Origin of the sequence: Exiguobacterium aurantiacum (genome assembly GCF_024362205.1) — a bacterium.
GTDB lineage: Bacteria > Bacillota > Bacilli > Exiguobacteriales > Exiguobacteriaceae > Exiguobacterium > Exiguobacterium aurantiacum_B.
This window is the reverse complement of sequence record NZ_CP101462.1, coordinates 353,629-377,107: the sequence shown is the minus strand read 5'-3', so window position 1 is coordinate 377,107 and position 23,479 is coordinate 353,629. Positions and strand designations below refer to the sequence as shown.

At 54.2% G+C, this 23,479-nt stretch carries 26 protein-coding genes; 6 read left to right on the top strand and 20 right to left on the bottom strand.

Translation table 11 applies throughout. The features are described from left to right. The first annotated feature begins 72 nt into the window (after positions 1-72). Positions 73-537 carry a GNAT family N-acetyltransferase gene (locus NMQ00_RS02120; RefSeq protein WP_255177726.1) on the top strand — a complete coding sequence of 155 codons (465 nt, stop codon included), beginning with the start codon at positions 73-75 and terminating at the stop codon, positions 535-537. 47 nt (positions 538-584) lie between these two features. Next, a complete protein-coding gene (locus tag NMQ00_RS02115) occupies positions 585-1,349 on the top strand; it encodes a MerR family transcriptional regulator (protein ID WP_255177725.1) in 765 nt (254 codons plus the stop codon). Between the two features lie 26 nt (positions 1,350-1,375). On the opposite strand, the gene NMQ00_RS02110 is transcribed toward NMQ00_RS02115, so the two are convergent. The 6 genes from NMQ00_RS02110 to NMQ00_RS02085 are packed head-to-tail and all read right to left on the bottom strand — an operon-like array spanning position 1,376 to position 6,753. Beyond that, positions 1,376-2,029 (bottom strand): hypothetical protein, encoded by a 654-nt coding sequence (locus tag NMQ00_RS02110; RefSeq protein WP_255177724.1) that lies wholly within the window; start codon positions 2,027-2,029, stop codon positions 1,376-1,378. Between the two features lie 35 nt (positions 2,030-2,064). Next, the gene (locus tag NMQ00_RS02105; protein ID WP_255177723.1) at positions 2,065-2,196 is read right to left on the bottom strand and encodes a hypothetical protein; all 132 of its coding nucleotides are present in this window, start codon (positions 2,194-2,196) and stop codon (positions 2,065-2,067) included. Between the two features lie 19 nt (positions 2,197-2,215). Beyond that, positions 2,216-2,800, bottom strand: a complete 585-nt coding sequence (locus tag NMQ00_RS02100; RefSeq protein WP_255177722.1) for a hypothetical protein — start codon at positions 2,798-2,800, stop codon at positions 2,216-2,218. Between the two features lie 12 nt (positions 2,801-2,812). Further along, positions 2,813-3,955 carry an aminotransferase class V-fold PLP-dependent enzyme gene (locus tag NMQ00_RS02095; protein WP_255177721.1) on the bottom strand — a complete coding sequence of 381 codons (1,143 nt, stop codon included), beginning with the start codon at positions 3,953-3,955 and terminating at the stop codon, positions 2,813-2,815. After that, positions 3,952-4,803 (bottom strand): NAD-dependent epimerase/dehydratase family protein, encoded by an 852-nt coding sequence (locus NMQ00_RS02090; RefSeq protein WP_255177720.1) that lies wholly within the window; start codon positions 4,801-4,803, stop codon positions 3,952-3,954. The genes NMQ00_RS02095 and NMQ00_RS02090 overlap by 4 nt, the downstream gene beginning before the upstream one ends. A gap of 30 nt (positions 4,804-4,833) precedes the next feature. Next, positions 4,834-6,753, bottom strand: a complete 1,920-nt coding sequence (locus tag NMQ00_RS02085; protein WP_255177719.1) for a polysaccharide biosynthesis protein — start codon at positions 6,751-6,753, stop codon at positions 4,834-4,836. Between the two features lie 418 nt (positions 6,754-7,171). Between NMQ00_RS02085 and NMQ00_RS02080 the strand changes: the two genes are divergently transcribed. Further along, positions 7,172-7,924, top strand: coding sequence for a homing endonuclease associated repeat-containing protein (locus tag NMQ00_RS02080; protein ID WP_034779320.1), 753 nt, complete (start codon positions 7,172-7,174; stop codon positions 7,922-7,924). A gap of 36 nt (positions 7,925-7,960) precedes the next feature. Here NMQ00_RS02080 and NMQ00_RS02075 read toward each other — a convergent pair whose 3' ends face one another. The 4 genes from NMQ00_RS02075 to speE all read right to left on the bottom strand — a co-directional run bounded on the left by NMQ00_RS02075 (position 7,961) and on the right by speE (position 11,192). Beyond that, the gene (locus tag NMQ00_RS02075; protein ID WP_255177718.1) at positions 7,961-8,911 is read right to left on the bottom strand and encodes a sodium-dependent bicarbonate transport family permease; all 951 of its coding nucleotides are present in this window, start codon (positions 8,909-8,911) and stop codon (positions 7,961-7,963) included. A gap of 192 nt (positions 8,912-9,103) precedes the next feature. Next, the gene (locus NMQ00_RS02070) at positions 9,104-9,472 is read right to left on the bottom strand and encodes a Na-translocating system protein MpsC family protein (protein ID WP_255177717.1); all 369 of its coding nucleotides are present in this window, start codon (positions 9,470-9,472) and stop codon (positions 9,104-9,106) included. A 2-nt stretch (positions 9,473-9,474) separates the two neighbouring features. Continuing rightward, positions 9,475-10,356 carry an agmatinase gene (gene speB, locus NMQ00_RS02065; protein ID WP_021066068.1) on the bottom strand — a complete coding sequence of 294 codons (882 nt, stop codon included), beginning with the start codon at positions 10,354-10,356 and terminating at the stop codon, positions 9,475-9,477. Continuing rightward, entirely contained in the window at positions 10,353-11,192 is an 840-nt protein-coding gene (gene speE, locus NMQ00_RS02060; RefSeq protein WP_214750980.1) for a polyamine aminopropyltransferase, read from the bottom strand. Before speE ends, speB begins: the two co-directional genes overlap by 4 nt. Before the next feature lie 205 nt (positions 11,193-11,397). Here speE and NMQ00_RS02055 point away from each other — a divergent pair, with 205 nt between their 5' ends. After that, positions 11,398-12,318 (top strand): EAL domain-containing protein, encoded by a 921-nt coding sequence (locus tag NMQ00_RS02055; RefSeq protein ID WP_255177716.1) that lies wholly within the window; start codon positions 11,398-11,400, stop codon positions 12,316-12,318. Positions 12,319-12,357: 39 nt separating this feature from the next. Here the strand turns inward: NMQ00_RS02055 and NMQ00_RS02050 are convergent, their stop codons facing one another. Further along, positions 12,358-12,498 carry a hypothetical protein gene (locus NMQ00_RS02050; protein WP_021066065.1) on the bottom strand — a complete coding sequence of 47 codons (141 nt, stop codon included), beginning with the start codon at positions 12,496-12,498 and terminating at the stop codon, positions 12,358-12,360. A gap of 131 nt (positions 12,499-12,629) precedes the next feature. Between NMQ00_RS02050 and cls the strand changes: the two genes are divergently transcribed. Beyond that, positions 12,630-14,159: a cardiolipin synthase gene (gene cls, locus NMQ00_RS02045; protein WP_255177715.1), complete on the top strand. Its 1,530-nt coding sequence runs from the start codon at positions 12,630-12,632 to the stop codon at positions 14,157-14,159. Here cls and NMQ00_RS02040 read toward each other — a convergent pair. The 9 genes from NMQ00_RS02040 to ypfJ form a co-directional block, all read right to left on the bottom strand. After that, the gene (locus tag NMQ00_RS02040) at positions 14,135-14,668 is read right to left on the bottom strand and encodes a TVP38/TMEM64 family protein (RefSeq protein WP_255177714.1); all 534 of its coding nucleotides are present in this window, start codon (positions 14,666-14,668) and stop codon (positions 14,135-14,137) included. The two genes, cls and NMQ00_RS02040, sit on opposite strands and share 25 nt — an antisense overlap. 58 nt (positions 14,669-14,726) lie before the next feature. After that, entirely contained in the window at positions 14,727-15,989 is a 1,263-nt protein-coding gene (locus NMQ00_RS02035) for a dicarboxylate/amino acid:cation symporter (protein WP_255178657.1), read from the bottom strand. Positions 15,990-16,146: 157 nt separating this feature from the next. After that, positions 16,147-16,650 (bottom strand): YwhD family protein, encoded by a 504-nt coding sequence (locus tag NMQ00_RS02030; protein WP_255177713.1) that lies wholly within the window; start codon positions 16,648-16,650, stop codon positions 16,147-16,149. Positions 16,651-16,707: 57 nt separating this feature from the next. Beyond that, positions 16,708-17,760: a DUF871 domain-containing protein gene (locus NMQ00_RS02025; protein ID WP_255177712.1), complete on the bottom strand. Its 1,053-nt coding sequence runs from the start codon at positions 17,758-17,760 to the stop codon at positions 16,708-16,710. A 53-nt stretch (positions 17,761-17,813) separates the two neighbouring features. After that, complete coding sequence (locus NMQ00_RS02020; protein WP_255177711.1) at positions 17,814-19,187, bottom strand: PTS transporter subunit EIIC; 1,374 nt, start codon at positions 19,185-19,187, stop codon at positions 17,814-17,816. Between the two features lie 12 nt (positions 19,188-19,199). Beyond that, positions 19,200-20,093 carry an N-acetylmuramic acid 6-phosphate etherase gene (gene murQ, locus NMQ00_RS02015; protein WP_255177710.1) on the bottom strand — a complete coding sequence of 298 codons (894 nt, stop codon included), beginning with the start codon at positions 20,091-20,093 and terminating at the stop codon, positions 19,200-19,202. A gap of 148 nt (positions 20,094-20,241) precedes the next feature. Beyond that, positions 20,242-20,697 (bottom strand): GNAT family N-acetyltransferase, encoded by a 456-nt coding sequence (locus NMQ00_RS02010; protein ID WP_255177709.1) that lies wholly within the window; start codon positions 20,695-20,697, stop codon positions 20,242-20,244. Then, complete coding sequence (locus tag NMQ00_RS02005; protein WP_255177708.1) at positions 20,694-21,542, bottom strand: MurR/RpiR family transcriptional regulator; 849 nt, start codon at positions 21,540-21,542, stop codon at positions 20,694-20,696. The genes NMQ00_RS02010 and NMQ00_RS02005 overlap by 4 nt, the downstream gene beginning before the upstream one ends. 107 nt (positions 21,543-21,649) lie before the next feature. Then, the gene (gene ypfJ, locus NMQ00_RS02000; RefSeq protein WP_255177707.1) at positions 21,650-22,504 is read right to left on the bottom strand and encodes a KPN_02809 family neutral zinc metallopeptidase; all 855 of its coding nucleotides are present in this window, start codon (positions 22,502-22,504) and stop codon (positions 21,650-21,652) included. A gap of 155 nt (positions 22,505-22,659) precedes the next feature. On the opposite strand from ypfJ, the gene NMQ00_RS01995 reads away from it, so the two are divergent. Continuing rightward, on the top strand, positions 22,660-23,439 hold the full coding sequence (locus NMQ00_RS01995) for a VLRF1 family aeRF1-type release factor (RefSeq protein WP_255177706.1): 780 nt from the start codon (positions 22,660-22,662) through the stop codon (positions 23,437-23,439). Positions 23,440-23,479 lie beyond the last annotated feature (40 nt).

Here is a 23,479-nt window from a genome sequence, read left to right as displayed (position 1 = left end):
AGATGTTTTTAACAGCTTACTCATCGTGTACCCTACACGAATTTGAAATGAAATGAAAGTGAGGCGACTTACATGATCCGTTTGGCCACACAGGCCGATCTTTTGGCGATTGATCAACTAATTTTCACGAAAGCGCAATCGTTTCGGGCCGCCGGAAAAACGCAATGGCAAAAATATTTAGAGCCGAGCCGGACCGATTTTGTGACCCATGACGTCACGAACGGGACCGTGTATGTATATGAAGCAAACGGAGGAATCGTCGGGTCGGTCAGCTTGATCCCGCCGACGTCTTGGGACGAGAACTTGTGGGACGATCCTGACGCGGCCGTCTACTTGCATCGGCTCGTCGTCGACGACCAATTAAAAGGCCAACACATCGGTGAACGATTGATGCGTCACGCGCTCGCGGCGACATCGGATCGGATTCGCCTCGACTGCGTCGCCACGAACTCATTTTTGAACGCCTATTACCCTCGCTTCGGCTTCAATTATGTCGGCGAACGAGATGGATTCTCTTTGTTCGAAAAAGAGGCTTGACCTTGACGCGACGTCAACGTGTACGCTGATTTCAAGGAGGTGAGGACATGTATACGATTCAACAGCTCGCGACGCTCTCCGGCACGACCACAAGGACATTGCGTCATTATGACGCCGTCGGTCTGCTCGTTCCGGAACGTGACACCAATGGCTATCGCCGTTATGCGGCGCATGACGTCGAGCGGTTACAGACGATTCTGCTTTATCGCTCGCTCGACTTTCCGCTCGAGACGATTCAGACGTTGCTCGAGGCCGAGCCGTTCGACCGGACCCGTGCCCTCGAAGAGCAAGTGACCGCTCTGCGCGCGAAAGCCGCCTATTTTGCGACACTCGCCGAGACGGCGGAATCGACGCTCACCTCACTGAGAGGAGAAATTCCAATGGAAGACAAATCGTTGTTCAAAGGATTATCGTTCGACGAACTGAAAGCCCATGAAGCGAAACACGAGCCCGAGGTCGTGGAGCGCTGGGGCGAGAGCGAGGCGTACAAGACGTCACGTGCACGCGCCGACAAGCGCTCGAAAGAAGATTGGGAAGCACTCAGTCAACAACAAGTGAATCTCGTCAAGCCGCTCGTCGACTTGTTCACTTCCGATGTCCCGGTCGAAGACCCGCGTGTCCAAGCGGCCGTCCGGGCGAACCATCTGTTCATCAACGACCAGTTCTATGATTGCTCGCTCGACATGTTCAGCGGACTCGGTCAGATGTATGTCATGGACGAGCGCTTCACCGCGTTTTACGACAAGTACGCGCCAGGACTTGCTGTCTATTACAATGACGCCATCCAACACTACTGCATCACCCAAAGCTAAACGGCCAAAGCATCGCGCTTTGGCCGTTATTTCGCCGTTCGGCGGTCATAGACATCTTCCTTTAACAGCAACTCGATTTGCCGTCTCAGGAGGGGCAACACGGTCGTGAGCTGTAAATACGGGTACGTGGCAAAGTTGTCCGTCCCGCCGATATAGAGCACGGACCGGTCTGACACAGTCCAGCCCCGTTCGGTCCATTGTTCGATTCTGACTTCACAGACGTCGGGCTTGGCCCGGAACGCCCAGTACGCTTCGAGTTGTCCTTCTGCCATCGTCGGTTTCACCGTCAACACCGGGCAGTCGAACCGGGCGAGGACGCTCGGGTCGATTGGACCCGTCTCGTGGGTGACGATGAGCTGCGGGGCAAGACGGTCGAGCCACATCGTCGTCTTCGTATCGTTCAATGACGTGACGCGTAGAATGTGGTGGAACGGGATCGGCTCATCGTTCAACGGATAGCGGAGCTTGAGCTCCTGAATCCGCGCCCGGCTCGAAAGGCGCATGACAGGAGACGTCAGTCGAACGTATACATGCGTCAGCCAGTGCTTAATGGATTCCGGGCGATGCTCGCTCGGTCCATCTTCCTGAATGACATGGGTCACCCCTAAGTTGCGAATCGCCTGATACACGTAGGCAGATGTTCGATGTTCTCCAATGAGTAGTACGATTGGTCGGCCCACTTTGTCCTCCCCCCTTCGCTTCCCCCGAACGCCTCTCATCCGTTTCGCTCCTGCGTCGAGACGACGGCCGGTCGGCAACGGTCCGCCACTTCCTCCATCGATAAACTTTCAAATTGGTACGTTTGATGCAACGTTTCATAACGGGCGATGACAAACGCTCCGTTCATCGAGATCCCTCCTCCGTCTTCACTTCTTTCCGTCACACGATTCACGAAGCTCCAGCTCGGCGAGTGCCCGTTTCCAGGAGCCATACCGCCGAGATACTTTGGCGACACTTGGTCGTCTATGTTGTTTCGCCCATTTTTGATAGGTGATCGCGTTGAACGGCACGACGACCCGGCTTGCTTCTAGCAACGATTGGACGATTTCTGCTTTTTCACGTTCTGGCTGGACGGTAAAATGGATCTCCTCTAGACGCTCTACCGTTTTCACGGCCAGACTCCAAGACCCGAAATGGGAAATAATATCACCTAGCGAAGGACCGGTATGATCTTTCACCCATTGCTGATAATGGGTGCTCGTCAACTTTCCTTCCTGTTCAAGTGCGAGCCGAAGCGCTGCAACGAGTTCTTGTTGTGTATAATGTTTTCGGGATTCTAATAGACCGGATGCTTTTAGGGCGCCGGTCCATGACCCATAAAAATTGAGAACGTCGAGAAACGTCGGGACGTCCCGGTCTCGGCTCCAGAGCTGATATTGTTTAACCGTGAGGGTCGGAGTCAGAGATGCAGCGGCTCGAAGCGCTTGAATGATCTCTGCTTCCCGGTTCATCGTTCGTCCTCCTCAGACACTTTGTTCCGTGACGATCGAGCGCGTATCGAGCACGGTCTGGATGACTTGCTGTTGTTCACCGATTGTCAAATCGGACCCCGATGGGAGGCAGATGCCGTTCTCGAACAAGCGCCGGCTGACATCTTCCCCGTCGACCGTCACGTACTCGGCATCGCGATATACCGGCTGCAAGTGCATCGGCTTCCAAACGGGACGGGCTTCGATGCCGGCACTAGCGAGCCGCTCCATCAATGTGTCACGATGCAAGTCAGTCTGGTCCAGTTGCATGGCGGTCAGCCAGCGATTGGCCCGTGAATGCGGCACTTCTTGTTGGTACGTCGTCCCGAGCTGACGGAACATGCGCTCATAGCGGGCGAAGACGCGGCGACGTGCTTGGACACGCTGCTCGATCACCTCGAGCTGTCCCCGACCGATCCCGGCCGAGACGTTGCTCAACCGATAGTTATAACCGACCTGTTCGTGTTCATAATGTAGCGCGTCTTCCCGAGCTTGCGTGGCCAGCTTGAGCGCCAGCTGTCTCACCTCCTCGTTCGGCGTCATGAGCATACCGCCGCCTGAGGTCGTAATGATTTTATTGCCGTTGAACGAATAGAAGCCGATGTCGCCGATCGTACCCGTCATCTGTCCGTGCCACGTCGAGCCGAGTGATTCGGCCGCGTCCTCAATCAATGGGACACCATACTCGCGGCAAATGTGACGAATCTCTCCGATTTTCGCGACGACGCCGTACAGATGCACGACGATGACCGCTTTCGGGAGTTTCCCTTTCGTCGCCGCTTGGACGAATGCTTTCCGAAGCGCGTCCGGGGACATATTCCACGTCGTCGTCTCCGAGTCGATGAAGACCGGGTTGGCACCGACGTAACGAATCGGATTGACCGATGCCACGAACGTGAGCGACTGACAGAAGACCGTGTCCCCTGTCCCGACGCCGAGCGTAAGTAATGCCAAATGGAGGGCAGCCGTCCCTGAGCTTGTCGCCAACGCATGCGGGTGATCGGCGTAAGCGGCCACTTCCGCTTCAAACGCATTGACGTTCGGGCCGAGCGGGGCGATCCAATTGCTCGCGAACGCCTCTTCGATATAGGCCATCTCACGCCCGGACATATGCGGCTTCGATAATAAGATGTTCATTTGATGCCCTCCTTCATCATGTTTTTATACGAGATATACCAGTCGACGACTTGCTCGAGTCCTTCATACAGTGATGTACTCGGGCTGAAGCCGATGAGCGTGTCGAGCGTCGGAACGTCTGACTGTCGGAGCACCGACTCTCGCATCGGCAGCGACGTCTTCGCCGACTTGTTGAGGATATGCCCGATGTCGGACAGTAACGTCTGGACGTTCACGTAGTCTGAGGCCGGGATTTGAAAATAGCCGACGGGTGACATCCCGGTTTGAATCAAGCGCAGCAACCGCACGACCGACTCGACGACGTCATCGATATAGGAGACGTTGAGGATGTCCGTCGCGTAATACCCGGAGAGTCGGACACCGCGGTCGACGGCGACGATCGCCTTGGATACTAGCGTCGAGGTATCGTCCCAAGGTCCGAAGACGTCTTCTGTGAACAAGTGGATCACCGGACGTTCCCCGTTCTCCTGTTTCACAGGCAAATCGAACGTGATGAACGATTCGACTGGGACCCGCTTCGTCTGGATGGCGATATAGCGTTTCATCAACTCGTAGCGTTCAAGCAGCTCATCCCTGTCACTATGACGACGGGTCGAACATAAGATGATATGCCTTGGTTCATGCCGATTCAAGACGCTGCGCATGGCCGTCTTGTTCGCGAGCGTGGAGCGAATCAAATGGAACTGCGGGTGGGTGAGAACGTAGAGCCGCTGTTTGGCGATTCGTGTCTTATGCCGCCCTTCATCGTCGATTCCGACGACGTCAAATCCTTCTTGCAACAGCCGACGTGCGATATGAAACCCTTGGAAACTGGCTACTCCGACGATAAGCACCGTTTGATCGTCCATCGTTCTCCCCCTCTTCACTCGTTATGACGTTCAATTTCCATCAGCGAGACGCGGCTCGGCGATATGAGGACGCATCCGCTTCACACCGTGCGTGAAGAGGCGATCGATGTCTCGATCAAGATCGTCACTGTTGGCGATAAAGAGCAACAGGTACGTCAAAGCTTCCCGGTCATCCCGTAACGTCTCAATGAGATGCAGGACGGAAGCCACGGTTTTGAAGGGACGGGTTTGCCCGACAAAAATTTTCGGGAAGACGTTCGCTTCCGGACAAAGTTCACTCGCGGCGAGCAGCTCCTCATACAACTTCTCACCCGGTCGAATCCCGGTGACCGCGATGCCGATCTGTTCGGTCGTGAATCCGCTCAACTCAATCATTTTCTTCGCCAAATCGATGATCTTGACCGGTTCACCCATATCGAGGACGAATACTTCGCCGCCTCGTGATAAGACACTCGCTTGGATGACGAGACGGCTCGCCTCCGGGATGGTCATGAAATAGCGGGTCATCTCGGGATCGGTGACGGTGACCGGTCCACCTCGGAGAATCTGTTCTTTAAACAGCGGCACGACCGAGCCGCGACTGCCTAATACGTTTCCGAAGCGTACGACCGCAAAGATCGTCTCACTCGTTCGAGCTTTCTCTTGAACGACCATCTCGGCAATTCGTTTCGTCGACCCCATCACGTTCGTCGGGTTGACCGCTTTATCCGTCGAGACCATGATGAAGCGGCTCACTTTATGCCGGGCCGCGACATCGACCATGTGTTTTGTCCCGTAAACATTGTTTTTGACGGCTTCGAGTGGGTTGTCTTCCATGAGTGGGACGTGTTTATGGGCGGCGGCATGATAGACGATGTCCGGTTTATACGTGCGGAACACATCTTCGAGCCTTTCCTCGTCTTGCACGTCACCGATGACCGGATGAAGGATCGTCTCCGTACCGAGCCCGCGCAACTCTCGCTCGATCAAGTAAATACTGTTCTCCCCGTGACCGAGGAGAATCATTTCAGCCGGCGCGAACTTGATCAATTGACGGCACAACTCCGAACCGATTGACCCACCGGCGCCTGTGACGAGCACGGTCGCCCCTTCGACATGTCTAGATATTCCAGATATGTCCAATTGAACCGGTTCGCGTCCGAGCAATTCCTCGATTTTCACCTCACGAATCTCATTGATGGAGATTTTTCCAGTCGCGAGTTCTGAAATCATTGGCAAGGCGTGTGATTCGGCCCCTGTCTTCTCAATCCGTTTCAGCAAGGCGAGACGCCGGGCATAAGGCAAGCTTGGAATGGCCAAGATTACCACTTCGATGCCATGTTCTTGAATGATGCGTTCTAAATCATCTGTCATCCCGAGCACCGGAACGCCGTGGACATAGAGCGCCTGTAACTGCGGATTGTCGTCGAGCAGACCGACGACGTGCAGGACGGTCGTCCGATGTTCTTTCAACTCGCGGACAATCAACTGCCCGGAATCCCCGGCTCCAATGATGAGTGCTTTGCGTCCCGGATGGTTCGAATGCGGTTTGAACACGTCGAACACATGGTTGCGGGCTAAGAAGCGGGTGAACAAAATCAAGTTGAATGCGAGCAACCCTTGGACGGCGATGATGATGCCAAGACCAGCCCCGAAGTGGAACTGGTTGTAGGCGTACAACACCAAGTCACTGCTCAGTAAGGCGATGGCGACTTGTTTCATCTCATGGATGGAGGCGTAGCGCCAGTCGATGCGATGAATCTTCAAGACGCTCCCGACGAGGCTGAAGCTGACGATTTTGATGGCGACCATCGTCAGCATCTCGCTCGATGCAACTGCCGCGTACGACGTGATCGTGGAGAACATCAGTTCAAACGTCGCGTACAGGACAAATGAGACGATCAAGATGTCGAGACATAAAAAGAGCAAATTGCGTTGGTTCTTCCGATAGACGTTCACGAGTGTTGCCATGGTAGTTCGCACCTCCAAGAGTCTGAGTTGTTCGTTCGTGGTGTAAGTTGGAATGCGCAAAAGATGCGTCGATGCTAGTAAACTACCCGACTCTCCTCAACAAATTTAAAGATAAGACAAGCTTTTTCTCATTAACGACATAGATGAGAAAAAGGAGTTCACGAAATTATTATCATGATTTCATTCACATAATGAATAATTGTCAGACAAACGGGAAATGGAAATACATATAACCCGAATTGGGTATCGTTTACATTATTTTGCACCTTGCTAAAACATCGCATAAGGAGGTAGAAATCGATCGTAAGCATTCTTTTTGACTAGCTCGTTGACTCTTCAACCAATACAAGCTGTTCATTCACACCAAGAGACCTTCCGAGACGCTCGCTGCGTCTCCCTCCAAAGGAGAGACACCAAGATGAAAAAATGGACACGCCCTCAAATCGTACAAGCGTTGCAGTTAGCTGCTCAAGAACATGCCGAGCTCGATTCGAAACGGTACAGCGTATGGTCACAAACTAAAAACGTTCCGTCCCTTTCCACCGTCATCCATCAGTTCGGGTCTTGGCGCGAGGCGCTCGCCGCCGCCCAAATCCAAATGTCGTTTCATTATTACTCCGATGAAGATATCCTCCGCGCGTTGAATCAAGCCGCCGAGGAGTTACCCCTCTTCACGAGTCAAACGTATCGGGAATGGTCGAAAGTGACACGATCGCCGTCGCTCACGTTGATCAGCAGCCGGTTCGGCTCTTGGTCGAACGCGCTCCGGGAAGCGAAACTTCAGACGACCGCCGCGAAAAACAATGAAGAGCGCATCATTCAAGCCTTGATTGAAGCGTCCGAAGAGCTCGAACGCCTCACGTCCCAGCACTACGCCATCTGGGCCCAAGAGCGCGGTTATCCGACAGTCGCGACAATCGCCCGGAAGTACGGATCGTGGAGCTACGCCTTGTTTGTCCTCGATATCGCCCCGCCGAAACGGAAATGGGACGAAGAAGACGTCATCGAGGCACTCCGCGTCGCGAAACACGAATTGTCCCACTTCAGCATCTTGCATTACCGGAAATGGGCCGAAGGACGCAACGTGCCGAGCACGTCGACGATCAATGCCCTGTTCGGCAGTTGGACGGCGGCGTTGAAATGTATGGAAGAACAGACGATCACTCAATAAAACAAGCCCTGTCTCGTGACGAGACAGGGCTTTCGTTCAGGTAACGATGGAAATGAACAACGGGATGCCGACGAGCAGGTTGAACGGGAACGTGACGGCGAGGGCGAGCGTCAAATAAAACGACGGCTCCGCCTCAGGTACCGACGCCTGGAGCATGGCCGGTGCCGCGATATACGATCCGCTCGCCGCGAGCGTCATGAGCAGGATCGTCCCCCCGTCCGATAGTCCGGCCATCCCGGCCGCGAAGAAGCCGATGCCCGCACCGACGAGCGGGAACGTCATCCCGATGACTAAAAACTTCACCCCGTACGACGGTACCGTCTTCAGTTGATGCCCGACCTTTACGCCGAGGCTGAGTAAGAACAACAACAACACCCCTGGGAACAAGTCGACGAAAAATGGGGTCAATGCCGATGTGTCCGGCGTGACGAGGCCGACGATGAGGCCGGCCAATAAAAGCAAGATGCTCTTGGAGAGCAGGCTGTCGCGGATGACGGTGAGCGATTGGGTCGGTGCGGCCGTGATTCCAAGGACACGGCTCTGATTGTATAACAACAGCGCGACGACGAGACCCGGGATTTCGAGGACGACGACGAGCGTCGTCATGAACGGTTCATACGCGATGCCGAGGCGTTCGAGCTGGGCGGTCGCCGCGACATACGTCACGAGCGAAACTGACCCAAACGTCGCCGCCATCGCGATTCGTTCCGGGAACGTGAACTTCAAGAGCGCTCCGAGACCGAACGCAACGAGCGGCAACACGAGACCGAGCACGAGCGTCACGGCGAGCGGGAGCGCCAACTCGTCCATTGACACCGAGGCGAGTCCCATCCCTCCTTTCAATCCAATCGCGAGCAATAAGTATAAGTTGAGCGTGATACTGAGTGACTCAGGAATCTTCAAATTCGACTTGCCGAGAGCAGCAATCACACCTGTCACAAATAGGAGCACCGGGGCACTCGTCATCAAAAACGTCAATAGTTCCATCTTTTCCTCCTAGACGACAAAAGCGCACACCAAAGAAAGGTGTGCGCTGCATGCCGACGGCTCGAACACGTTCGCTCCGTCTAGCCGACAACTGTCGGGTTTTTAGTTCGTCAGCTCCGGGACAGGACGACGGGGATGTCTCGCGGACACCACCAATCCTGAACCGTCTCTGCTTCTAGTTTAAAAATGTCGTCACGGCTTGTCAATCCCGCCATCCCACGGAGCATCAAGTCGAAAGACGATGAGGCGTTCCCCCGTCTTCGTACTGATATCCGTATGGAGCGAGACGAGACGCCGACCGAGCACGTCATACAAAATCGTCTCGAGCTGAGCCCGTCCTGATTCGACAAGGTTGTTGCGGTACTTCTTCAATTGCTCGCGTCCGGCCGACTTGGCGGCCAGTTCGTACTCGGCCGGGGTCAAGACGCCTTGGAGCGTCACGATGGCCAAGTCGCGGAGCAGGTCTGCTTTACACGTCAAGGAGCCGCGTCCGAGATACTCTTTCTCCCATTGGGTGATGCGAGCACTCAGCTCCATCTCGAGCTGACCTTTTTTCGGCATCGTTACTTCACGAACCCGATCATCATCTCGCGAAGGATCTTCGCGGCGGCGATGGCCGTCATGTCCGACTGGTCATAGGCCGGTGACACTTCGACGAGGTCGGCTCCGATGACGTCGACGTCAGCGTTCGCGATGGCGTGGACCGCTTCAAGCAATTCTTTCGTCGTGATGCCGCCGATCTCTTGCGTGCCCGTTCCCGGCGCAGCCGATGGATCGAGGACGTCGATGTCGATCGTGACGTACACTTTCTTCCCGGCGAGCGTCGGCAACACGCGTTTAAGCGGTTCGATCACTTCATATTTATACATGTTATAACCGACTTCTTTGACCCAGTCGAACTCTTCTTTCATCCCAGAACGAATTCCGAACGAGTAGCAGTTCGATGGTCCAATCAAGTTGGCCGCTTTTTTGAGCGGTGTCGAGTGCGACAACGGCTCACCTTCGTATTCATCACGGAGATCCGTATGCGCATCGAAGTGAAGAATGACGAAGTCGTCGCCGTACGCATCATGCATCGCCTTGATGACCGGCCATGTGACGAGGTGTTCCCCACCCATACCGAGCGGGAACTTGCCTGCTTGGATGACGTCTTTGACGAACGACTCGATCATGTCGAGCGACTTTTGGGCGTTCCCGAACGGAAGCGGGATGTCACCGGCGTCATAGACGGCGGCTTCACTCAAGTCTCCGTCGAGATACGGGCTGTACTCTTCAAGTCCGATTGACACTTCACGAATCCGGTTCGGACCGAAACGTGAGCCCGGGCGGAAACTGACCGTCCAGTCCATCGGCATGCCGTAAAGGACCGTCTTCGCGTCTGCGACTTCTGGCAGGCTCGCGATGAACACTTTGCCTGAGTAGGCTTCATCGAAACGTTTAATCATTTCGTCAAGTCCTCCACGAATTTAGGAAGGACGAATGCCGCATTGTGAAGCTTCGGCGTGTAGTACTTCGTCTCGATGTCGTGGAAACGCTCCGGAGCCACTGCTTCCGGGTCATATTGCTTCGAACCGATTGTGAACGTCCACATGCCGCTCGGGTACGTCGGTACGTTCGCTGTGTAGAGCTTCGTGATCGGGAAGATCTCTTTCACGTCACGTTGAACCGTTTGGATGAGCTCTGGCGTGAACCATGGGTTGTCCGTCTGTGCGACGAAGATCCCATCTTCTTTAAGCGCTCTCGAGATTCCGGCGTAGAATCCTTTCGTGAACAAGTTGGCCGCTGGGCCGACCGGTTCTGTCGAGTCGACCATGATGACGTCGTACTCGTTCTCTGACTCGGCGATATGCATGAAGCCGTCGCCGACGATGACTTCAACGCGCGGGTTGTCGAGTTCGCCTGCGATATTTGGTAAGTATTTCTTCGAATATTCAATGACTTTCCCGTCGATGTCGACGAGAACTGCTTTTTCGACTGATGGGTGTTTCATAATCTCACGGATGACGCCGCCGTCTCCGCCGCCGACTACGAGCACATGCTTCGGATTCGGGTGCGTAAAGAGTGGGACGTGAGCCACCATCTCGTGATAGACGAATTCGTCCTTATCCGTCGTCATGACCATTCCGTCAAGTAACAACATTGTTCCGAACTCGTCCGTTTCGACCATTTCTAGTCGTTGAAACTCCGTTTGTTCGCTCTCATAAACGTGGTTTACACGGAACGTGATCCCGTAATCTTCTGTCTGGTGCTCCGTAAACCATAATTTTAATTTTTGGTCCATCGATAGAACCCCTTTCTGTTCAAAAAGTTGTTCGTATGCGAGTGGCGTTTTGAGGCGCTTCTTATTCATACGATAGGAAGTATACAAAAACTGTCCGCATTTTGCACGATTTTTTTATTTATTTGTCCTGACATGTGAGTTTTATGTGAGTTTTATCCGATAAAGTAAAGAGAGAGTACTTCTATCATTTGAAAGGAGGGATCCTATGTGGTCTCCTTGTACCGCCTGCTCCACGACTATCCCATTTTTTGAACGAGGCCTCGTCGTCGTCAATGACAAGCCCCATCCGTACGATTCGTTCGACGAATTGACCCATCGCCTCGCCACTGTCGAGGAAGACGTGTACTGTGTCGATCCGGCCACGAAACGTCAAACCGCCCTCGTCTCGGCGAGCGACCTGCTCGAACAAATCGCCAACCGCGACACAATCGAATTGATTCAACACGGTGACTTCGAGAGCCATCTGCAACCAATCGTCCACCTCGATACAGGCGAACGATTCGGTTATGAGGCCCTTCTTAGAAGCCAGAACAACGTCTCACCGGGCGAACTGTTCCGGGCCGCCAACCGTTTTGGCCTTCATTCCAAACTCGACCAACGCGCTCGCGCCGAAGCGATCAAAGCGACATATCACGCCGTCGCGCCGCACGAGAAGACGTTCATCAACTTCTTGCCGTCGACCATCTATAACCCGGACTATTGCCTGCAACATACGTTCGAGATTATTGACCGTTACGGGCTCAGTCCAGACCGATTCATATTTGAAGTCGTCGAGACGGAGAAGGTGCAAGACGTGGCCCACTTGCAACACGTGTTCTCTACATATAAGAAGCGCGGCATGAAAGTCGCCCTCGACGATGTCGGCGCGGGCTTCTCGACGCTCGATATGTTGAAACGGCTTGAACCGGACTATGTCAAGATCGATCGGTCGTATATCTCGTTCTGTGACCAAGATGCCGAAAAACGGGCATTCTTGAAAAATGTACGTCAATTGACCAAATCGATGGGCATCACGATTCTCGCCGAAGGCATCGAACGTGCCGAAGAAGTCGACGTCTGTCGTGAACTCGGCTTCGACCTCGCCCAAGGCTATTACTTCGGAAAGCCATCCCCTTATTCGCTTTGACGCAATGAAGGCCTAGAGCATCCGCTCTAGGCCGTTCTTTTAGTCGTCTTCCTCTTCATCCATATCTTCTTGCATTTCCGTATCTTCGTTATTCATCGGTTCTTCGTCTGCTCCCCCGCAAGCTCCGAGGATGATGCCCGTCGCCAAGAGCGACGCGGCCAATGCACCTTTCTTTTTCATCAGGAACACCCCTTTTACGTTGTGTCGTACAGTACGGTTAATTCCCTAGCCGCCCACAATGAAACGTTTTTTAGATTAAGAACGTGTAAACGGTGGAATGAATTCAGTGATGACAACTGAACAGAAAGAAGGTGTACGTGTTGAAACGACGCGTCTGGCAACTCCTTATCATGATTGTACTCGGCATCTTCCTTCTTGGTTTGCTTTACTCGGTTGATGGGCTCATCCCGTTCCTAATTGGTGCCGCCATTCTCATTCCGCTCATCGTCGGTTGGTATATTTTGTTCGACCACGTCCAACCACAGGCCAAACTCGCTTGGTTGCTCGCCGTCTTGTTCATTCCGTTTCTCGGTGCCCTCGCTTGGGTGCTCTTCGGCCGAACACCACGACGGCACCGCCGCATCAAACGAACTTCGACCGAGATTCGTATGTTCCGGCAAGCGATTGAGGCCGAACGCATCGAGACGGCAAACAATGTAGCGGATCGATTCCCGCTCACGCGAACACTCGAAAAACTCGGCGCGACCGGGGCGGATGGTCACACGTCGACAAAATTGCTCGTCAACGGCGAGGAAAAGTTCGATGCGGTGATTAAAGATATCGAGCAAGCGACCCACCACATCCACGTCCAGTATTACCTATTCCGGACCGATGAAATTTCGCTGAAAATTCGTGACGCTCTCATCAAACGATCCAACGAGAACGTCACCGTCCGCTTTTTGTATGACGGTCTCGGCAGTCAAGAGATTAGCGAAGCGTTTCTCGAACCGCTCCGAGAGTCCCGTGTCCACGTCGAGGCGTTCGACCCGGTCGTCCACCCGCTCCTTGTCTTTAACGCCAACTTCCGCAATCATCAGAAGTTGATCGTCATCGACGGACGAATCGCTTACACCGGCGGACTGAACGTCGGGGATGAATATCTAGGGAAACATAAAAAACTTGGCTTTTGGCGTGATACCCATCTGCGTCTTGAAGGACCGCTCGTCCGGGAACTGCAGCGTTTGTTCGTCGAGAATTGGCTGTATGCCGGTCACGAAGACGATACAGAGCGCTGGGACTTGTTCGCTGACAGCAAACATTTGCCAGAATACTTCATCGACGACCCGCAGCCGGCCAACGGGGCGACACAGCTACTCGTCACGTCTCCTGGGAAAGATGTCACGATCCGAGACGGGCTCATTACGCTTTTGATGGAGGCGAAGGAGTCGATTTGGATTACGACGCCATATTTAATTCCTCCTCCTGAATTACTCGCGCTGTTAGAAGTCGCCGGCCGGCGTGGCATCGATGTGCGAATCGTTGTCCCCGGAAAAGGAGACGAATGGTTCAGCTTCCATGCGACCGAATATTATTTCGAGCAACTGCTTAAACGGAACATTCGGATTTATAAATACAATCGTCATTTCATCCATGCAAAAACCGTCCTCATCGATGGCAAGATTGCGCTCGTCGGGACGGCTAACTTTGATTTTAGGAGCATGTATTTGAACCATGAGATGACAATTGCCCAGTACGAGACGTCATCCATCCAACAGCTGCACGAAGCGTTCTTGAAAGACTTTGATGAGTCGATTCTCATCGACTGGTCAATGCTTCGCAAGAAATCGAGCGGCAAACGTTTCATCGAAGCGTTCTGTCATATCTTCTCGCCACTCCTTTGAGGCAAGCGCCAAACGGCATAGAGGACGATGAGCAACGCGATGAGACCGAGTTGCCAGCCTGCGGCCACGTTCAGGACGGCCGCGACGGCGAGCGCCTCAATGACGAGCGCCGGCACTTTTCCAACCGTGCTCGCTACAGCAAACGACGGGAGTGACATCCGGCTGAATGCGGCCGACAACGTGACGAGCCCGGACGGCACGAACGGCAATAGCCGAAGACTGAGCACGAGGAACCAGGCCTCGACCCCTTCGGCCTCACGAAGGCGTCGCAATCGTTTCCCGTCCGGTGACGTATAGCGATGGAGCGCCTTGCGATAAAGAATGAAGCTAAGCACTGCCCCGGCCGCCTCGCCGATGATGGAGACGGCGACACCAGGTCCGAACCCTAGCAGTTGCACGTTCAGCGCCGTCAAAAATGCGCTCGGGAGCACCCCAGCGACGGCGATGAGCATATTCAACAAGATACTGATGACAACAAACAACGGGATCGGCAAAGCTGCCCATTCCATATAAAAACCTCACTTCATTTGAAAAGGCTGGCCCGTCAACGACGGGTCAGCCTTCTGTTTATTTTGCTTCGACTTCATCCCACGCGTCTTCGTCGACAGGTGGAAGGTGTTTCTCTTCAAGTTTCGAGACAACGACCGCGCATGTCGCGTCGCCGGTAATGTTGACCGACGTCCGGAGCATGTCGAGGATACGGTCGACACCGATGATCAGGGCGATCCCTTCGACCGGTAAGTTGACCGACTGCAAGACGAGCGCGAGCATAATGAGCCCGACACCTGGTACACCCGCCGTCCCGATCGAGGCGAGCACCGCCGTGATGACGACCGTCACGAGTTCGGTCATCGTCAAATCAGCCGCAAATACTTGCGCGATGAAAATCGTCGCGACACCTTGCATAATCGCCGTCCCGTCCATGTTCACCGTCGCGCCGAGCGGTTGGACAAATGAGGAGATGGAACGCGGCACGCCGAGTTTCGTCTGGGCGAGCTCCATCGATACAGGAAGCGTCGCGTTCGAAGACGATGTCGAAAACGCGAGTGTGATCGCTTCGTAGAAATTTTTAAAGAAGAAGACCGGACTCATCTTCCCGAGCAAGACGAGTGCCCCACCGTAGACGAGTACTGAATGTAAAAACAGCGTCAAGACGACGGCGAACATATACCACGCCATCGCTTTGACAGCATCGAGTCCGATTCCGCCAATTGCCGAGGCAATCAACGCGAACGCACCGTATGGGGCGAGCTTCATAACTAAGTGAATCAAGTGCATCATGATGCGATCGCCTTGTTTGACGAAACGGCGCCACGTCTTGGCCCGTTCGCCGAGAGCAATCATCGCAAATCCGATGAGAGCCGCAAAGACGATGATTTGAAGCATGTTACCTTCGGCGAGCGCTTGAATCGGGTTCGTCGGAATCATGTTGACGAATGTCTGCACGATATTAGACGATTCCTCCGTCGATGTTGATTCAAATTCCAATCCAGTCGTCGGGAAATCGCCACGCTCTCCCGGTTTGATGACCGAAGCGACACCCATCGCCAAGATGATGGCGAGCGCCGTCGTCGTCAAGAAGAAGAGGAGCGCCTTCGATCCGACCCGCCCGAGCTCTTTCGGGTCCCCAAGACCCATGACGCCGAGAATGATCGAGAAGAAGACGATCGGGACGACTAACATTTTAATCAAGTTCAAAAACACGGTACCAACTGGGGAAAGGATATACGTATTGACGATGTCATATACGTTACCGGACAAGCCGGCAAGCCCTAGCCCGACAATGACCCCTAAGGCGAGGCCAATTAAAATTTTCTTCGTTTCACTCATCGTGTCACCCTTTCTTTTTTGCACAGTGCGTTTAGTATATCATAATGCTGAATATTCATACAATTACGGTGAAATCACAACAACATAACAAGTTCATGTTCCCAAATTGTCCCGAATGAAAACAAAAAAGATTGGAGACCGAAACGGTCCAATCTTTTCACTCGGCTTTGAGACGCACAAGTTCGGTTTGAAGTTCGGTCGATTGTTCCCAAATCTCAGGACGATGTTCTTTCAAAAAGGCAGCGAGCACGTCGCGTGACGGTGCATCCATCATATCAATCAGGATGCGGCCTTTGAGCGATTTGTCCATCTGGTTGACGTGGTACGGCAACAATTTATAGCCGCGCCGCGCCTCGAGGTCGATCGACATATCACACGCCGCGATACCACCGTAATAGAATCCTTCGGGCTTTCGTCCGACCGTGACCCAGACGATCCAATACGGTTTGCCGTTCGGCACCGCTTCCGGATCCGTCAAAAACTTGATGCGTTTCTCAATCGCCGATTTGGCATGCATGGCCCCCATATCGATGACCGCGGTCCCCGCCTCGACATCGATGATGACGGGAGACATATTGTTCAAACTGAGCGAACCGACCCCAAAACCACCATGGCCATCGGTCGAATCGTCAGCGACGATATTAAAATTGATTTCTTTCATGGCATTCCCTCCCTCTCTACTGTACACAAAGACGAGGGAATGTGGCAATCCGGAACGTCAGCACCACTCGATCCGAAACTTCGTGCCCGGTCCAATCGCCCGGATGAGCGGCCGGTCTGCCTCAATGACCCGACCGAGAACGTTGACCCGTTCGTCCGCCACTAAATCGTGTTTTGTGATTTGCAATTCGCCGGCATAGCGCCCGTAGTTCGCATTATCGACCGTGATCGTCCCGAGCGGACGCGGTCTTGCTGCCATCGGTTCGAGCAAGCGGTCGCCCGGACGGCCGTAAGCCCGAGACTCGACCGAGCGGATGACGTCACGGGCCGGATCCATCCGGTTCGTTTGGACGCGATAGAAGGCGGCCTCGATCGTCGTCTCCGCTTCGGCCCGGAGGACGAGCATCCCGTCCGCGTGTGAGGCGAACTGTTCGATTGTCTCGTCGGCAAGTCCCGGATCGCCGATTAAAATGCGGTCGACCGAATCGGGGAGGTCCAAGTAACAAGCGAACGTCGACAGCGTCCGATGTTCCTCGAGCGTCGGCAACCGTTCGAACAACGGTCCGCGGAGCGTCCCGTCCCCAGGGATGAACGCTTGGACGCTCAATCCTTGCCGCTTCAACCAATCGTTCTTGTCGTCGAACCAGTCTCGATCAAGCCCCGTCTCCGGACGCGGATAGAAGTTGTGCCACGCCTCGACGTTGTCCGTCACGAGGCCGCACCCCTTCATCTCCATGAGTTCCACTTCAGACAGCGTGCTCGCGTTCAAGGCGACCGTCATCCGCGCCGACAAGTCGGCCACTTGTTTCGGGGTCACCCCGTAATCGACGCGCAGCCCGGTCACGCCCCACTCGGTGAGCGTATGGGCACCGTCCCACGTCTTGCCTAGTGCGGCGAGCGACGTCGGTGCGATATCCGCGAACAGCTCCATATCGAGTTCTCGTGCGAACGTCCCAAGGTCACGGAGCCGATCCGTGTACACCGACGCGTCGTCCTCCGGGATATGGAGCGATGTAAACATCGACGTGAAGCCGATCTCCCGCATACGTCCGACCCATGCCTTGAACTGTGGTGTGAGCGGTTCACTCAAATAAACAGATAGTCCCTTCATCAAAAACCCTCCTCATCAAATGAAAAGGCGACTCCAAAGAGCCGCCTCGGTTGTTAAATCCCATCCGCCATTTCTTCTTTGAAGCCGAAGAAATACGTGAAGATGAAGCCCGCCGTATACGAAATGACGAGACCTGCAATATACGTCAAATACATCCCGTTGTCGATGAGCGGTGTGAGCGAGAGACCCGAGACCCCAATCCCGAGCGCCGCCGTCTGCATCGATGCTTGGAACGCACCGCCGACCGCGGCTCCCATACAAGCCGTCAAGAACGGACGACCGAGCGGGAGCGTGACCCCGTAAAGGAGCGGTTCACCGATACCGAGGAATCCGACCGGGATCGCCCCTTTAATGATGTTACGCAGGCGTTGGTTGCGCGTCTTCACGAAAATCGCGATTGCGGCCCCGACTTGCCCGGCCCCAGCCATCGCCAAGATTGGCAAGAGCGCCGTGTTACCGACCGTGTTCAACAGCTCCAAGTGAATCGGTGTGAGTCCGTGGTGCAACCCGACCATGACGAGCGGCAAGAAGAAGCCAGCGAGTACGGCCCCAGCGACCGGACCACCGATTTCAAGCACGGCGTTCAGCCCTTGCATGATCCCGTCCGACAACACGCCTGCGACCGGCATAATCGCATAGAGCGCCGTGAAGCCGACGACGAGGACCGTGAGAAGCGGTGTAAAGATGATATCGATTGCTGTCGGCATGAAGCGACGGACGTGTTTCTCGATGTACGTCATGAGCCAAGCGGCAAAGATGACCCCGAACAATCCACCCCGTCCGACGACGAGCGGTTCTCCATAAATGGTGATGTCGGCGAGCATCGGGTTGAAGAGAATCCCCCCGGCGATGGCACCGAGTACCGGCGTTCCGCCGAACTCTTTCGCCGTGTTCCAACCGACGAGGATGGCGAGATACGCAAAGACGGTGCTACCGAGCAATAAGAGGATTTGCATCCACGTTTCGGTCGGGTCGACCCCGGCGTTCTTCGCGAAGTTGGCTCCCCCGTTAATGATTCCTGAAGCGACAAGACCTGGAATGAGCGGGATGAAGATGTTCCCTAAGCGACGCAAGAAGCGCTTGAACGGCGACTTCTGTTTGTCTTTCACTTTTTGACGTTCGATGGCCGCCCGTTCGTCCGGCGTCAAGTTCGCATCGACCGACTCTTCTCCGATGGCGAGCCCCGTCTCACGGCTGAGATGGTCCGCCACGCGGTTGACCGTCCCCGGGCCAACGACGATTTGTAACGTCTCGTCATCGATGACGCCCATGACCCCATCGATTTGTTTCAAGGCGGCGAGATCCGCTTTCGTCGGATCCTTGAGCGCTAAACGCACACGTGTCATACAGTGCGCGAGTTGACGAATGTTATCTTTTCCCCCGACATGCTCTAATATCGCATGTGCAAGAACCTCTTCTTTCTTCATCTCGAATCCCCCTTATAGTGCGTCACGGACGAATCCGTTCGCACGCTCTAATCGCTCGACTGCCTCCGCATGCGGGACATCGGCTAAAATCATGACGATCGCCGTCTTGACGTGACCACCGGATGAATCGAAATAACGCGCGGCCGTCTGTTCGTCGACCCCTGTCGCTTCCGCAATCATCCGTTTGGCCCGCACTTCCAACTTTTCGTTCGTCGGCTGCACGTCGACCATCAAGTTTTGATACACTTTCCCTACCCCAATCATCGACGCCGTCGAAATCATGTTGAGGACGAGTTTTTGCGCCGTCCCTGCTTTTAAACGGGTCGATCCGGTCAACACTTCCGGTCCCGTCTCGACTTCGATTTTGAACTCGGCGTGTTCGCTGATTTTTGAACCTTTGTTACAAGATAGCGCGGCTGTCGTCGCGCCGACCTCGCGGGCGTAATCGAGTCCGCCGATGACGTACGGCGTACGGCCGCTCGCAGCAATCCCGACGACCGTATCCTTCGCATTCAAGTGAAGCGCTTTCAAATCGTTGACTGCCAAATCTTTGCTATCTTCTGCTCCCTCGACAGCTTTGATGAGCGCGCGCTCGCCTCCGGCGATGAGTCCGACGACCAGATCCGATGATACACCGAACGTCGGCACACATTCCGCCGCGTCTAGGATGCCGAGCCGTCCGCTCGTCCCTGCGCCGATATAAATCAAACGCCCGCCTTTTTCGAAGGATGCGATGGCACGCTTCGTTACGTCGGCAATGACCGACAGTTGTTCTTGAATGACGTGTGGGACCGATTGATCTTCCTCGTTCATCACTGCGAGGAACTCCTCGACCGCCATCTCGTCCAAGTGCATCGTTCGTTCATTCCGTCTTTCAGTAGCCAGTTTGTCTAACATCGCCACCATCCTTTCTTCTCTCTGATTTCATTGTACTGAATTGAAATTAAAAATCAAACTTATTTAAAAAAATAAGGAAATAAAATTTCAAAGCAAGCCAGGCGTATACGTGTATACATCTATAGAAAAAGCCCGACCCAAGTATGGACCGAGCGCTTTAGACGATGACTTTTTTCAGCACGTGAACGTGATCGCCCCGTGCCGTGACGGAATCTTTTTCATACACATAGCCTTGCCGCTCCCAAAACCGGCGTGCCCGCTCATTGTGAGGTAAGACCCCGAGTCGGAACACTGGCTGGAACGGACGCATATACGCGTGTTCGAGTTGCTCATATAGCCTCTGTGCGACCCCGGTACCGTGCAACCGCTCATCGCCGACGAACAGGCCGAGCCAGAGCGAGCCGTCGACCGGGTGCTTCTTCAACAAATCGGCGACCGCGATGACGTCCCTCTCTTCAAACACGAGGCTGACGGTCTCCTCCGTCTCAAAATCGGACACGTTTTCGTCACGGAACGTTTCGGGCGTCTGTCCGTTCAACGCCGCGAACGACCGTTGTTGCAACAAGAACGCCTCCACCTTTTCGCGCCAAGTCGTGTCATAAACATGGATCATCGGCGCAATTTCACCATCTCATCACGCGCCTCGGCATAGCGGTCGATCAAGCTTTCGCCTTTGCGATGCAATAGCCCCATATAGAGCGTGTCGATAATCGTCAGTTGCGTCATCCGTGAAGCGATGCTCGCAATGCGGAAATCACGTTCGACGTTCGGCGTGCAAAGACGGACGTCCGCCTCCCGATAGAGTGGAGATTTATCGAGGTCCGTGATGGCGACGACCGGCACCCCTTTCTTCTTGGCGAAACGGACGAGCTCGAGCACATCTTTCGTCCGTCCCGATGTACTGATCGCGACGAACACGTCGGTCGGTCCAAGGTGCGGGATGAGTGACAACATGTAATGGAAATCTTGCGATGTCTGGGCCGCATAACCAAGCTTCGTGAATTTATACTGGGCGTCGTACGCCGCCGTCGACGAGCCGCCGACCCCATAAAACACGACCCGATTGGCGCGGGCAAACGTATCAATCGCATGCTCGAGCTCGCGTTTGTCCATCGCCTCGGCACATGCCTCGATGGCCATTTTGTTGACATGGATGACTTTTTGGAACGAATCGTACGGTGTGTCTTTCTGCTGTAATACGTTGAAGTCCGTGAGAGTCGTCTCAGTGATGGCCAAATCTTTGACGAGGGCAAGCTTGAACGCCTTGAAGCTGTCGATGCCGACAACGCGGGCGAAGCGGACGATGCTAGCCTCTGACACATCCGTCTTTTGCGCGAGCTCTTTCGTCGTCATGTTTGGAACGAGCGTCGAGTGCGTCAAAATATAGTCTGCGATTTTCTTCTCTACAGACGTCATCTCACTTTTAGCGAGTTCGATTTTTTTGAGTAAGGATTCCATCGAGTCATCCCCTTCCTACTTCTAGTTTCTGTTTCCATGATAGCGGATTCTTTCTGTACAAGCCAACTTGGATATGAAAAAGGCCAAGCCGAAGCTTGACCCGATCGTTATAGATTTTTGGCATTGAACGTATCGCCGCCTTGAATCGTCCCGTTTTGGAACCCTTTGTCGAACCAGCGTTTCCGTTGCTCGGACGTCCCGTGGGTGAACGAATCCGGCGTCACATAACCACGTGCCTGTTTCTGAAGCGTATCATCCCCAATTTGGTGTGCCGCGTTCATCGCTTCTTCGACATCCCCGGCCTCAAGGTAACCCATGCCTTGGGCGTGATGCGCCCAGACGCCCGCATAATAATCGGCCTGCAATTCGAAACGGACCAAATATTTATTGAATTCGGTCTCACTCATCTCGTTTCGAAGCGGCATGATCTCATCCGTCGTGCCGAGCAACGTCTGGACGTGGTGGCCGACCTCGTGGGCAACGACGTACGCCATCGCGAAGTCACCTGGCGCGTTGAAACGTTGGCTGAGGTCATCATAGAAACTTAAATCGATGTATAGTTTTTGGTCACCCGGACAATAGAACGGTCCGACCGCCGATCCGGCAATCCCGCACGCGGATTCGACTTGGTCTTTATAGATGACGAGCGTCGGCTCCCGATACGTCAATCCGTTCTCCGCGAATATATCGGTCCACACTTCTTCGGTATCCCGCAACACGACCGAGACGAACTCCGCCATCTCTTCTTCCCGAGCCGAGCCTTGATACGTCTCGGACGACTGGGGCTCGCCAATTCCGATATTGTTGACGATGTCTGCCGGATTGCCCCCGTTGAGCAGTGTGAAGACGATGACCAAGATGAGACCGAAGCCGCCACCAATCCCCGCGATTCCTTTCCCTCCGACACGTTGCCCCCGTCGATCCTCGACGTTCCGGCTTGCCTGTCTACCCTTCCATTTCATCCGCCTGTTCCTCCTACGACTAGTCTGTCTTGTTCCTTACCCGCTTTGAAACCGTTTCGCACCTGATTTTTCATGATTTCCCATCATGTCTGGCGTTTATGCGGTAGACAAGTAGGTTACAGACTAAGAGAAGGAAATTTTAAGGAGGAATGATGATGGGATTAGCGAGTGATCTGAAACGTTTACGTGATGTCGAGTGCAAGGACAAGTGTGTGTTATCGATTTATCTGAATACGGGACCGAAGCAACAAGGCGACTGGAATATCCATTTGAAGAACGGCTTGAAACGCCTCGGGGAATACTCGGAAGCGTCTGGGGACGAGACTCAGCTGAATAGCTTCAAAAAACTACGCAAACAAGTTGAAGATGAGCTTGGCAAACATCGAAATGATCTCGCTCGTAGCCTAATCATCTTCGCTTCAGAACAGAACAACCTGTTCGAGGCATACTATTTACAGCATGATGTCGAGACGGCGCTCCATTGGGAGACGAAACCGGTGCTCGAACCGCTCGAGGCGCTACAGGCGAAGTATCCAGCGACGGGCGTCATCTTGCCAAATCTAGACCACGTGACTGTCCTCGACACCTCGCTCGGTCATGTCGATGCCGCCTTCTCGTTCGCATTCGATCCCGAGACGGAAGAATGGGTCCGATTCGAAGGAACGGCTTCCGGCGACCGGATGGCTTCGAGCAGTTCACAAGTCGATAAGTTCGATCGTCGCCTCGCCGAAAACTTGAACCGCTTTTACCGGGACCTTGCCCAAACGGTCGAACAGATGAAAAGCGCTCACGATTGGGAAGGGCTGGTCGTCATCGGTGAAGCCGAACTGGCCAACTCGTTCCGTGACGAGCTAAGGACGAAACCGGAGCGCATCGTGCATAAGAATTTATCAAAGTCGAGTGAATCGCACATTATCGAAGCCGCGTTTCAATGATTTGTCCTTTCCTCACGCCCTCTGATTCACTAAACTATAA